Source organism: Olsenella intestinalis, from assembly GCF_023276655.1.
GTDB classification, from domain to species: Bacteria; Actinomycetota; Coriobacteriia; order Coriobacteriales; family Atopobiaceae; genus Olsenella_J; species Olsenella_J intestinalis.
Window position 1 is genome coordinate 830935 of sequence record NZ_JALGRK010000001.1, and the last position, 12914, is coordinate 843848.

At 66.5% G+C, this 12914-nt stretch carries 7 protein-coding genes; all 7 read left to right on the top strand.

Annotation, left to right across the window (positions count from 1 at the left end; genetic code table 11):
• The first annotated feature begins 1 nt into the window (after window position 1).
• The 7 genes from tmk (at window position 2) to M5D76_RS03250 (ending at window position 12882) form a co-directional block, all read left to right on the top strand.
• The gene (tmk, locus tag M5D76_RS03220) at window positions 2-652 is read left to right on the top strand and encodes a dTMP kinase (RefSeq protein ID WP_248921942.1); all 651 of its coding nucleotides are present in this window, start codon (window positions 2-4) and stop codon (window positions 650-652) included.
• Window positions 645-1802, top strand: coding sequence for a DNA polymerase III subunit (locus tag M5D76_RS03225; protein WP_248921943.1), 1158 nt, complete (start codon window positions 645-647; stop codon window positions 1800-1802). Before tmk ends, M5D76_RS03225 begins: the two co-directional genes overlap by 8 nt.
• Window positions 1781-3394 (top strand): PSP1 domain-containing protein, encoded by a 1614-nt coding sequence (locus M5D76_RS03230; protein ID WP_248921944.1) that lies wholly within the window; start codon window positions 1781-1783, stop codon window positions 3392-3394. Before M5D76_RS03225 ends, M5D76_RS03230 begins: the two co-directional genes overlap by 22 nt.
• A gap of 254 nt (window positions 3395-3648) precedes the next feature.
• A complete protein-coding gene (locus M5D76_RS03235; RefSeq protein WP_248921945.1) occupies window positions 3649-3903 on the top strand; it encodes a hypothetical protein in 255 nt (84 codons plus the stop codon).
• A 40-nt stretch (window positions 3904-3943) separates the two neighbouring features.
• A complete protein-coding gene (locus tag M5D76_RS03240; protein WP_248921946.1) occupies window positions 3944-4378 on the top strand; it encodes a 6-pyruvoyl trahydropterin synthase family protein in 435 nt (144 codons plus the stop codon).
• 261 nt (window positions 4379-4639) lie between these two features.
• On the top strand, window positions 4640-11368 hold the full coding sequence (locus tag M5D76_RS03245) for a YDG domain-containing protein (RefSeq protein ID WP_248921947.1): 6729 nt from the start codon (window positions 4640-4642) through the stop codon (window positions 11366-11368).
• Between the two features lie 212 nt (window positions 11369-11580).
• Window positions 11581-12882, top strand: a complete 1302-nt coding sequence (locus M5D76_RS03250) for an ATP-binding protein (RefSeq protein WP_248921948.1) — start codon at window positions 11581-11583, stop codon at window positions 12880-12882.
• The last annotated feature ends 32 nt before the right edge of the window (window positions 12883-12914 follow it).

Here is a 12914-nt window from a genome sequence, read left to right on the forward strand (position 1 = left end):
GATGTCTGACGCGACCCGCACGGGAACCTTCATCACGCTCGAGGGCATCGACGGCTGCGGCAAGTCCACGCAGGCGGCCCTTCTCGCCGAGAAGATCGAGGCTGCCGGCCGCGAGGTCGTCCGCCTGCGCGAGCCCGGCGGCACCCGCATCTCGGAGAAGGTCCGCGAGATCCTGCTCGACCCAGAGAACGCCGAGATGGCCGACGAGTGCGAGCTCCTGCTCTATGAGGCCTCGCGCGCGCAGCTCGTGCGCCAGGTCGTGGTGCCCGCGCTCGAGCGTGGCGCCGTCGTGCTCTGCGACCGCTTCTACGACTCGACCTTCGCCTACCAGGCCGGCGGCCGCTCGCTCGACGAGTCGCTCGTCGAGCGCTGCAACGAGCTGGGCTGCTGCGGCGTGCACCCCGACCGCACGATCGTGCTCGACCTCGACGTCGAGCGCGCCCTCGCGCGCGCCACGGCCGACGGCACCGACCGCCTCGAGGCCGAGGGCGTCGCCTTCCAGCAGCGCGTGCGCGACGCGTACCTGCGCCTTGCGGAGGCCGAGCCCGCCCGCGTGCGCCTCGTCGACGCAGACGGAGGGGTCGACGAGGTCGCCGAGAGGATCCTCTCCGCCCTTGCGGACCTCGTCGGGGACGGTGCCCGCCATGAGTAGCGACGTCACCACCCAGGCCCCCATCCCGCGCGCTCTCGAGGTCCTCTCGCAGCAGCCGCGCGTCCAGCGCTTCCTGGCGGCCGCCGTGGCCGAGGGAAGGCTCAGTCACGCCTACCTGTTCGTGGGTGCCCCCGGCGCAGGCATGGTGGAGGCCGCCTTCGCCGTGGCCCAGTGCGCGCTCTGCCCCGACGGCGGCGACGCCTCCTGCGACGACTGCATCCGCATCGCGCATCGCACCCACCCCGACGTGCGCTACCTCAAGCCCGAGAGCGCCACGGGCTACCTCGTCTCGCAGGTGCGCGACCTGATCGCCGACGTGCCGCTCGCGCCCGTGCGCGCCAGGTCCAAGGTCTACATCATCGACGACGCCGGGCTTCTGCGCGGCGCCTCGGCAAACGCCCTGCTCAAGACCATCGAGGAGCCGCCCGAGGGCGTCATGTTCATCCTGATCGCGCGCTCGGTGGCGTCCGTCCTTCCCACCATCGCCTCGCGCTGTCAGGCGATCCCGTTCGCGACCACGACGGTCGACGCCGCCGAGAAGAGCGTCGAGCTCGCCTGCGGCATCGGCGGGACGGACGCGCGCATCGCGCTGTCGGTCGCGCAGACCCCCGAGCGCGCGGCGGAGTTCCTCGCCTCGGCCGAGCGCCGCGAGGTGCGCCGCCTCATGGTGCGCGCCGTCGCGGGCCTCGCGCGCGACGACTCCTGGGACGTTTTGGTCGCTGCCCGAGAGATCGTCGAGGCCGTGCGTGCTCCTCTCGCCGACCTCAAGGGTGCGCAGGAGGCCGCCCTGGGCGAGCGGGCCGACTATCTTGCCAGCTCAGCTATGAGACAAATTGAGGAGGCCAACAAGCGCGAGCTAACCGCCCGAGAGCGTTCGGGTATGATGGAGGCGCTCGCGGCCTGCGACTCCCTGCTGAGGGACGTCCTCATTCGCTGCGAGGGCGTCAGCGATCGCATCGTGAACGAGGACGCCGCCGACGTGGTGGACCGCATCGCCGCCGCGTCCGGGACCGAGGGCGTGCTGGCCGCGCTCGACTGCGTCACGCGCGCGTCGAGAGACCTCGCACGCAACGTAACACCCCAGCTGACCATCGAGGTCATGCTTCTTTCCATCAAGGAGGCACTCGCATGCCCACCGTCATTTCGGTGAAGTTCAAGTACGCCGCCCGCGACCTCTGGTTCGAGCCCGCGGGCACCGGTGCGCAGGAGGGCGACCACGTCATCTGCGACACCGAGCGCGGCCAGGAGATCGGCCTCGCCACCTCTGACGCGGTCGAGATGAGCCGAGAAGAGCTCGCCCACGCGATCGGCGACGTGAACCGGCTCAAGCAGGTCGTGCGCGTCGCGACCGACAAGGACCTCGAGCGCGCCGAGATGCTCGCCGGCCGAGCCGACGACGCGTTCCCCACCTTCCGCAACCTCGTGCACGAGTCCGGCCTCGACATGAAGCCCGTCGGCGTCGAGTACCTCTTCGGCGGCGGCAAGGTCGTCTGCTACTTCTCGGCCGAGGAGCGCGTCGACTTCCGCCAGCTCGTGCGCGACCTCTCGCGCGAGCTGCACGAGCGCATCGACATGCGCCAGATCGGCGTGCGCGAGGAGGCCGCGATCGTGGGCGGCTTCGCGCACTGCGGCCAGGAGCTGTGCTGCGCGCGCTTCGGCCACCAGTTCGAGCCGGTCTCGATCCGCATGGCCAAGGAGCAGGACCTGCCCCTCAACTCGACCAAGATCTCGGGCGCGTGCGGCCGCCTCATGTGCTGCCTGCGCTACGAGTTCGAGGCGTACCGCGACTTCAAGCAGCGCGCGCCCAAGCGCAACGCCGTGATCGAGACGCCGCTCGGCAAGGCCAAGATCGTCGAGTACGACACCCCCAAGGAGCAGATCTGCCTGCGCCTCGAGAACGGCAAGCAGGTCCGCGTGCCGCTCTCCGGCATGGAGGCCTCCGAGGCCGCGCACAAGAAGAGCGAGGAGCTGGGCTGCGCCTGCCGCCCCGACACGGTGACCCGTGCCGCGCTCGAGCGCCTCGAGTCGCCCGACGTGCAGATGGCCCTCGCCGAGCTCGACCGCCAGATGGGCGTCATCCCCGACGAGACCTTCGACTCGTCCGACATCTTCGTCGACACCAAGCCGTCGCGCCGCCGCCGCTCGCGCAAGGGTGACGCCGCCGAGAAGAGCACGGGCTCCTCTCGCAAGGGGTCCGGCAAGGGCGGCTCCGCCGGCGGCAGCAACGGTGGCAACGGTGGCTCCGGCTCCGGCTCCGGCAATGGCTCCGGCAGCGGCTCGGGCGAGGGCTCGTCCACGCGCACGAGGCGCCGCCGCAAGAAGTCCTCTGGCGCGCAGGGCCAGGCCGGCCAGGGCCAGGGCCAGGGCGGCAACGGCGGCAACGGCGGCCAGTCCAAGGGCGACGGTCAGCAGACGTCTCGTCGTCGCAGGCGCCACCACAGCGCTTCTGCCGAGGGCGGCTCCGAGCGCGCCCGCGCGGGCTCCGAGGGCAAGGCCCAGGGCCAGGGCGGCGACAAGCCCAAGAGGCGCCGTCGCCCGGGTGACCACGGCGGCCAGCAGGCCCAGCAGCAGGGCGGTCGCCCCGCCCCCAAGGGAGAGGGCGCCGGGTCTGGCGAGGGCGGCGACAAGCCCAAGAGGCGCAGGCGCCATCGCGGCGGTCGTGGTCGCGGCAAGCGCGGCGGCGACGGCAACGGCGGCGGCTCGAACGGCGGCTCCGGCAACGGCGGGGGCGCGAGCGAGTAGCCAGCCAGGCGCAGGCTCTTCTCGCCTGCGTGACATGAACTACGCGACATGAAGCGAACAGTGCGGGGCGGCGCCTTCGGGCGTCGCCTCGTTGCGTGCGGCGGGGCATGGCGGGGCGCGACGGGGTGTCGTGCGGCGTCGTGCGGCTTGTGCGGCTTGGCCGAATATTTGTCCGGCGAGCCTTCCATACTACGAACAAGTGTTCTATAACTGTGTTCTGGCGGGGGCGCTGGGCCCTCGCGTGGGGAGGTGGAATGAACGGCCGGATGAGCAGGGTGAAGCATTACGTCGAGGTGGTATCCTCGACGGATGTGGAGGGGCACATGGTGCCCCTGGTGGTCGTGTGGGACGACGGCAGGCGGTTTGAGATCGACCGCGTGCTCGACAGGCGCCAGGCCTGGTCGCCGCGGACGGGTGGCAAGGGCATGCGCTACACCATCTGCGTCGAGGGCCGCGCGACCTTTCTGTACTTCGAGGGGTCCCGCTGGTTCGTGGAGGCCCGCTACTAGCGCGTCGGCGCACACGCGTCGCGCGGCCGGGAGGGCGAACATGTTCGGGCTCAAGACCGAGGCGTGCTTCGACAGCGCGCACTTTCTGACGGACTACTTTGGCAAGTGCGAGAACCTGCACGGGCACCGCTGGCGCATGGTGGTCTACCTGCGCCAGGGGGAGCTGCGCGAGGAGGGCACGATGCGTGACATGGTGCTCGACTTCGGCGAGTTCAAGCGTCGCGTGCGCTCGCTTGCCGAGGAGTTCGACCACACCTTCCTGGTGGAGGAGGGCTCGCTCTCGGCGGCGACCGTCGAGGCGCTCGAGGGCGAGGGCTTCAGCCTCACGGTGCTGCCGTTTCGCACCACGGCGGAGAACCTCGCGCGCCACTTCTGCGAGCGCCTGCGCGAGGAGGGGCTTCCGGTCTCCCAGGTGGACGTCTACGAGACGCCGATGAACTGCGCGAGCTACTTCGCCGACGACGCGCGCGCCTGAGTCACCCAACCCCGCGATCGGCCCGCATCTTAAGTTCCCGTCCGATGGGCGGCATGCTGCCTTTCGCTCGTCGATGACGCATGTCATCTGGACCCTTTTGTTACTAGCATGATGGGATACAGCGCTTCGCAATGCTGCCGTTCTTGCAAGGGGGGACAGATGGGAAGACGGGTTTGGTTGGCGCCTCTGTTTGGCGCGTTGGTGACCCTGTTGGTCCTGGCGGTCGTTGCTCCGACCCAGGCGTGGGCCGAGAGCAAGAGCGTGGGGTACTACGACGGCTCGTGGAACGGGTCCGCGTGCGAATGGACCTGGAAGACCGTCAATGCTGAGATTCTCGACGACATTGATTCAAGCCATTACACCCTGAATTCCGGCTGGTACGTCATGACCGGCGACTGGGGCGATGGCGACAGGCCGACCGTGAGCGGCACGGTCAACATCATCATGGAAAACGGCTGCGATGTGCACCTCAGGGACGGCATCCATGTTCCTCCCGGAGCAACGCTGAACATCTATGGGCAGTCGGGTAACTACGGCAAGTTCAAGGTTGACAGGTCGAAGGCCGACACGGCTGCCATCGGCGGTGACTCAAAGGAAAGCAGCGGCACCGTCAACATCTACGGCGGCGACATCAACGTCACGGGCGGTTCCCGCTCCAATCATGGCGGCGCCGGCATCGGCGGCGGCTGGCAGGGCAACGGCACCGTGAGGATCTATGGCGGTACTGTCAAGGCCGCTGGCGGCAACGAGGGCGCCGGCATTGGCGGCGGCAGCAACAAAGAGGGCAACGACGGCACCGGCGGCGGCAGCAACGACATCAAGATCTATGGCGGCGTCGTCAATGCAAGCGGCTGGTACGGCGCCGGCATCGGCGGCGGCGAGTACGGCAAGGGCGGCAGCATACAGATATACGGCGGCGACGTCACGGCCGTTGGCGGTGCCGACGCGGCCGGCATTGGTGGCGGCGAGGAGCGCGACGGCGGCACCATCACCATCTCCGGCGGCACGGTCAAGGCGACTGGCGGCTCTGTGACCAGCAAGGGCGGCGCTGGCATTGGTGGTGGCGGCAAGGGCGGAAGCGGCACGATCGCCATTTCCGGCGGCACGGTAAGCGCCCTTGGCGGCGCCTTCGCATCAGGCATCGGCGGCGGCGACGAGGGCGAGGGCAACGGCATCACCATCAGTGGCGGCAACGTGACCGCCACGGCCAACACGCAAAGCTCCACCGGAGGTGGCGGCGCGGCCGGTATTGGCGGCGGCGACAAGGCCGCTGGCAAGAACATCACGATCTCCGGTGGCACCGTGAGCGCCACCGGTGGCACGAAGCTCTCTGTTCTGGGCGGCGCCGGCATCGGCGGCGGCAGCAAGGGGAACGGCGAGAACATCACCATCAGAGACAGCGCCAACATCACCAAGGCACAGGGCGCCGTTGACGCGGCCGGTATCGGCGGCGGAGACCAGGGCGAAGGCAAGAACATCAAGATCACCGGTGGCACCGTGAAGGCTCAAGGTGGCTCCGACAAGGACGGCGGCGGCGCCGGCATCGGCGGAGGCCAGAAGAAGGACGGCAATGTCGAGATCTCTGGCGGCAACGTCACGGCCACGGGCGGTGGCGACGGCGCCGGCATCGGCGGCGGCGAGGATGGCTCTGCCAACGTGCTCATCTCCGGTGGTACTGTCACGGCGAATGGCGGCCGTTATGGCGCCGGCATCGGCGGCGGCCAGGATGGAGCGGGCGGCACCATCACGCTCACCGGAGGAACAATCAAGCCGACCGGTGGTGATGAGGCTGCCGGCATCGGCGGCGGTCAGGATGCCGAGAGCGCCGGAACGATCGTGATCAAGGGCAACGCGTGGGTTCGAGCGAATGGTGGTAAGGGCGGCGCTGGCATCGGTGGTGGACGCACCGGCGGAAGAAGCGGAACCATTCTCATAGAGGGCAACGCTCACGTCACGACTGACGGATGGGGCGGCGGAGCGGGCATTGGCTCCGGAGAATGGACGACCGGCCATACCGATGCGTACTACTCCGGTCAGGTTGGCATCACGATACAAGGCAATCCTTGGGTCAAGGCTTGGGGTGGCTACGGTGGAGCGGGCATCGGCGGTGGCGAGACGGGGCCGTCTGGGCCCATTGTCATCAATGGAGGAACCATTATCACCATTGGTGGCAACAATGGTGGCCCGGGTATCGGATCTGGCGCCGGGTGTTATCACACGGGCGATACCTTCTACACGGTCAACGTCACGATCAATGGTGGCGATATCGTGGCAAGGGCGGGTGACATGCTCGAAAGCAACGAGAAGAACGCTGAGCCTGGCGCCGCGATTGGCACGGGCGGCATCGAGCATGCGGCCAATTCCCTCAACATGACATACGAGTCTTACTTCACGGGAAACATCTATCTCAACGGCGGAAGCATCAAGGCGTACTCGGCCGACCTGAGAAAGCGTCAGGGCATCAAGGAAGAGCATCGCAACGTCATTGGCACGACCAGTTCAGAAAATCGCGACTGGGAGAAGGGTGTCGTTCACTTCAGCGGAGCCACCGTGGACATGTATCCCGGGCCTGGCTCTGGCGGCGCCATCAAGCAGATGGTCAGGGCAAGCGAGACCGACGAGGGTGGAATCCATCTCGAGGAAAAAGAGACCCAGTTCCAGCGCGTCACCTTTACTACGCACAACGATGCCGATGACACCGTGCACGAGGCCAAGCTGGACTACCGCACCCTAGTGCTTACGGGTGCGGAGGAGATCGAGGAGTATGGCGACACGAAGCTCCTGCACAACAAGTACAAGCACATACGAGTGGAGCCTGCCCACAAGCACAGCTTCACCTACACCACGGCCACGACCAACGAGCCTGGCGACACCATCATCGCCACGTGCAAGGGCGGCGAGGGCTGTGACCTCGACAACCCCGTGGACAACAAACAGGCAAAGCTGATCCTCAGCAAGCCACCCCACACGATGTACGACGACGGCAAGGACGCCGGGGTGATCGTCACCGACGAGCATCACATCGGCGACGCGGAGGTGGCCTACTACCTCGCGAATCCGGACGGCTCGAGGGCGAGCGCGGTGGACCCCGAGCAGCTGTACGAGATTCCTACGGCGCCAGGGCACTACTGGGCCGAGCTGACGCTCAGCGGCGAGGACGAGGAGAGCGCAGGCGCAGGAACCAACACGGCGACGGCCCACGTGGTCTATACCGTGGCCAAGGCCAAGCCGAGCCTCGTCGACAATGCCGTCATAGACGAGGGCAACACGGCGAAGACAATCGACCTCTCGGCCAATGTCAAGAACGCGGGCGATGTCGTCACCTATGCGCTTGACGACCCAGACGGCTCTCTGGCCGCCAAGGGGTTCGTCGTGGAAGGCAGCGTCCTTAAGATTCCCGCCGCCTCTGCCACGGCCGCCAACCCCGACAGCGTCGTCGTCCACGTCGTCTCCTCGGCGGACGAGAACCACGACCCCCTGGACGGGCAGATCGTCGTGACGATAAACAAGAAGCCGCGTCCGACGATCACCCCCGACGAGGTGACGTACACCTATGGTGAAACGGGCAAGGGCGTCGATGCGCAGGCCACGGGTGACGGAACCCATGAGACTGGCGCGATCAGCTATGCCGCCAAGAGCACGGTGGACGAATTCGCCACAGACACCGGCGGCGCTGGCGGCACCACGGGCGCGGACAGCGAGTGGAGCGAGAACGACATCATCAAGGTGAACAAGACCACCGGTATCCTCGAGGCAAAGGAGTTGGGGACCACCTACGTCACCGTCACGGTGGCGGGGACCGACTTCTATGCGCCGACGGTCAAGGACGTAAAGGTGACGGTCACGGGAGCCCCGCTCGCGGGCGTGAGCGTACAGGGGTTTGAGGGCGTCTATGACGGAGCCACCCATGGCCTGAGCGTGACGGTGCCCGAAGGCGCCACCGCATACCTCTCCAGCATGGAGCTCACCAGTGACAACTACATGATCGACGGCACTCCCGCGACCGATGAGTCTGCGGCCGAGCTGTTCAAGTACAGGGACGCGGGCACCTACACGGTGTACTACTTCGTGACGGCTCCCCATTACGAGCCGGTTGTGGGGTCCGCCGCCGTGACCATCAGCAAGAAGCCCATCAACGCATCCGCGTATGTCGAGGGCAAGTCCTATGACGGGATGACGGACGCGACGGTGAACGTCTCCGTGAACAGCTCTGATCTGGTTGAGGGAGACGAGGTTGAGGTCGCTGGTGTCACAGGCTTCTTCACCAACAAGGACGCCGGCGAGGACAAGCCGGTGGCCATTGATGCGAGCAAGGCCACGTTCTTTGGCGAGGGCGCGGAGAACTACGAGGTCACAATCCCGGCCTCTGCCACCGCCACGATCGAGAAGGCCTGGGCCCTCGTCATGGCCGACGACCTCTACGTGCCCATGGGCAGTCCCTTCCCCGAGCTCACGGCTACGGTCAATGCGCCCGTCCTGTGGGAGGACATCGAGTACGACCTCGCCTGCGACGCGAACATGGACAGTCCGGGCACGTACGAGATCGTCGCGACGGCGGATCCGACGAAGGGGGCCAACGTCAACTACGAGATCGTGTGCACCAACGGCACGCTCACCGTCACCAGGCCCATCGAGGTTACCGCCACGGGCTTCAACGGCCCCTTTGACAATGAGTTCCACGGCATTACCGTGGACGTCAAGAACCCTGGCATTCCACCGCTTGATCCCTCCGTCATCGACAAGCTGACGCATGAGGATTGGCTTGGTCTTGCGCTGTGGGCGCAGTATGCAGGCCTGGATGTCACGGTGCCCGAGGAGGATTGGACCGACGGCGAGTGGGCCATGTGGATCGAGTGGGCCAAGTCCGAGCTCAAGACGGCCGTGGAGAACTTCAAACTGGCCGAGGTGTACTACGGTACCGAGGAGCTTACCGCCGAAAACTACAAGGACAAGGGCACCAGTATCAGCCCCACCTTCAAGGACGCAAGCACCAACGCCGTGTATTACTACGTCGTCTCGTTCGACGGCCAGACCCAGGCCGGCTCCCAGGATGTGGTGATCAACAAGGCCGACCCGACCGTCACCGCGCCGACACCGGTTGCGAACCTCAGGTACACCGGCAATCCCCAGACCCTCATCACGGCAGGCTCTGCCGTCGGTGGAACCATGGAGTACTCGCTCGACGGAGTGAACTGGTCCGGCGACCTGCCCTCCAAGACCGAGGTGGGCTCCTACGCCGTGCTCTACCGCGTGACAGGCGACGCCAACCACAACGACGTCGCGCCGACGCCCGTCATCGGGACTATCGCGAAGGCGCTCGAGCCCGGCGTCGTCCTTGAGGACTGGACCTACGGCAGCCCTGCCAAGACCCCCGTGTTCAGCGACGGCGAGAACCCCATCACCACGGGCGTGACCTACTCCTACAAGGTGAAGGGCGCAGACGACTCCACGTACTCGTCCGAGCAACCTACCCAGGCGGGCGACTACACCGTGCGTGCGGTCGTCCAGGCCTCGGGCACCGGATACGACGGCACGTACACGTCGGACTTCTCCGTCGCGCGCAAGCCCATCACCGCCACGGTGATCGCCGCCGACAAGGACTACGACGGAACTACCACAGCGACGCTTGTCGCCTACGTGGAGGACGAGGACGTCCTTGCGGGTGACAGCGTTACCATAGGTGTCGTAAGCGGCTCCTTCGCGGACGCCAACGCCGGCGATGTCAAGCAGGTCAACGTCGACCAGGGCAGCGCGGTCGTCTCCGGCAGGGGCTCGCAGAACTACGACGTGACGCTCCCCGAGACCACCGTGGGAACCATCAACAAGGTCTGGGCTGCGGTCTGGGCAGACGACGTCACCATCCAGATTGGACAGAGCGTGCCCGAGCCCTTTACGGCCCATGCGTACACACCGGTCAAGGGCGACGAGCTCGTCTACACGCTCAACTGCGACTACGAGCAGAAGGTGGGCGAGTACGAGATCGTGGTCGACCTCGACGAGTCCGTCGTCCCCAACTGCAACTACGACGTGGCCGTCATCCCCGGCAAGCTCACCATCACCAAGGCCGAGCTGACCGTCGTCGCGGAGTCCTATGCGGGCACCTACGACGGCCGGGCCCACGGCATCACCGTGGACGTGCTGCCCACGACGGCCAGCGCCAAGGTGTACTACAGCGCCGAGAGGGACCTGACTCCCGAGACCGCACCCATTGCGGGCACGCTCGTCAACCCGACGTTCACCGACGCAGGCTCCCGCCGCGTGTACTATTGCGTGATCGCCGACGACTACAGCCCCGTCATCGGCTTCAAGGACGTCGTGATCGCCAAGGCCGACCCGACCGTCACCGCGCCGGCGCCCGCGCACCTCTCCTACACGGGTGGACCTCAGGCCCTCGTAACGCCCGGCTCCGCCCAGGGTGGAACCATGGAGTACTCGCTTGACGGCATCTCCTGGTCGACGAACGTCCCCGTCGCCACCGCGTCGGGCGCCTACGCCGTGCTCTACCGCGTGACCGGCGACGCCAACCACGCGGACGTCACAGCGAGGGCGGTCGCCGCGACCATCGGTCAGGGCGGGTCTGCCGGAGTCGAGATGTACCGCATGTACAATCCCTACTCGGGAGAGCACTTCTACACCGCATCCAGCACGGAGCGCGACCATCTCGTCTCGGTTGGCTGGAACTACGAGGGCGTGGGCTGGATCGCCCCCAGGGACGGCGCGCCGGTCTATCGTCTCTACAACCCCTACGGTGGCGATCATCACTACACGACGAGCGCGCACGAGCGCGACATGCTCGTCACTGTGGGCTGGAACTACGAGGGCGTGGGCTGGCGCTCTGCGGGCGAGGACGGTGTGCCGCTCTGGCGCCAGTACAACCCGTATGCCTCCACGGGCTCGCACAACTACACCACGAGCAGCCAGGAGCGCGACATGCTCGTCTCCATCGGCTGGCGCGACGAGGGCATCGGCTGGTACGGCCTCAGGGGCTAAGCCCACGGCACCAGATCGTTGACGGGGTGGCTCCTCCGTACGGGGGAGCCACTCTTTTTGCGAGCTCTTCTCGGCTGCATGAGGGCCTGAAAAGTGTGCTGTTACTCATTTTTAAGGCCTTAAAAATGATGAGTCGCGCGTTTCTAAGGCCTTAAAAATGTGGTATAAACCGATTACCAGTGGAAAGCGAAACCGCAGGGGAGGGGTGCGACATGAGAAGGGCTCTCATGGACCGGCTGGTTGCCTGGAAGGACAGCCCGCGGCGGAAGCCGCTCATCCTGAACGGCGCACGCCAGGTCGGCAAGACCTGGTTGCTGAAGGAGTTCGGCAGGCTCCACTTCAACGAGGTCGCATACGTGAGCCTCGATAACGACTCCCTTGCGCGCGGCTACTTCGAGTCCGACTTCGACGTCGAGAGGATCGTCGCCTCGCTCTCGCTCGAGCTTGGCATCGACATCAAGCCGCAGACCACGCTCATCGTTCTCGACGAGGTGCAGGCGTGCCCCAAGGCCATCACGTCGCTCAAGTACTTCTGCGAGAACGCGCCCGAGTACGCGGTTGCCGCGGCGGGCTCGCTGCTGGGCGTGTCTGCCACGGAGGGCAGCGGTTTTCCCGTCGGCAAGGTCAACCTGCTCGACCTGCACCCGCTGACCTTCCGAGAGTTCCTCGACGCGACGGGCAACGAGCGCCTGGGCGGGCCTGTCGCCGCGGCTGACACCAAGATGATGACCGCCTTCTCGGGCAAGCTCACCGAGCAGCTCAGACGCTACTACGTGGTGGGCGGCATGCCCGAGGCGGTCTGTGCCTACGTCGCGACCGGCGACGTGCGCAACGCGCGCGATGTCCAGCGCGAGATCCTTTCCGGGTACCAGAACGACTTCGCCAAGCACATCCCGTTCCGACTGCTTGCCCGCACCATGCTCGCCTGGGAGTCAATCCCCCGGCACCTTTCGCAGGAGAACAAGAAGTTCGTCTTCGGCTGTGTGCGCAAGGGCGCCCGCGCGGCCGACTTCGAGGAGTGCCTCGCCTGGCTCGAACACGCCGGCCTCATCCACAAGGTGCGCCGCGCAAGCAAGCCTGGCGTGCCGCTCTCCGCATACTGCAACACGAACGCGTTCAAGGTCTTCCTGGTCGACGTGGGGCTCCTCGGTGCCATGAGCGGCCTCGAGCCGCAGGACGTCCTCGAGGGGAACAGGGTCTTCACGGAGTTCAAGGGCGCGCTGACGGAGCAGTACGTCTGTCAGCAGCTCGTGGCCGAGCAGGACGTGGTGCCCAGCTACTGGTCGGCCGAGAACTCCTCCGGCGAGATCGACTTCCTCGCGCAGGTCTCCGGCAGCGTGTTCGCCGTGGAGGTGAAGGCGGAGGAGAACCTGCGGGCAAGAAGCCTCCGCGCGTTCAAGACCGCACATCCGGAGGTGCGCGCCGTTCGGTTCAGCCTCTCGCCCCATCGCAGGCAGGACTGGATGGTCAACGTTCCCCTCTACGCCGTCTCGTGCACGGGCCTCTGGGAGTAGCGCACGGTACGCCTGTCGAGAAGAGCCAACAA

What these genes read in the sequence shown, in the direction of transcription:
- M5D76_RS03225 (WP_248921943.1), top strand. Translation starts at nt 645, where the DNA reads ATGAGTAGCGACGTCACCACCCAGGCCCCCATCCCGCGCGCTCTCGAG.
- M5D76_RS03240 (WP_248921946.1), top strand. Translation starts at nt 3,944, where the DNA reads ATGTTCGGGCTCAAGACCGAGGCGTGCTTCGACAGCGCGCACTTTCTG.
- M5D76_RS03230 (WP_248921944.1), top strand. Translation starts at nt 1,781, where the DNA reads ATGCCCACCGTCATTTCGGTGAAGTTCAAGTACGCCGCCCGCGACCTC.
- tmk (WP_248921942.1), top strand. Translation starts at nt 2, where the DNA reads ATGTCTGACGCGACCCGCACGGGAACCTTCATCACGCTCGAGGGCATC.
- M5D76_RS03235 (WP_248921945.1), top strand. Translation starts at nt 3,649, where the DNA reads ATGAACGGCCGGATGAGCAGGGTGAAGCATTACGTCGAGGTGGTATCC.
- M5D76_RS03250 (WP_248921948.1), top strand. Translation starts at nt 11,581, where the DNA reads ATGAGAAGGGCTCTCATGGACCGGCTGGTTGCCTGGAAGGACAGCCCG.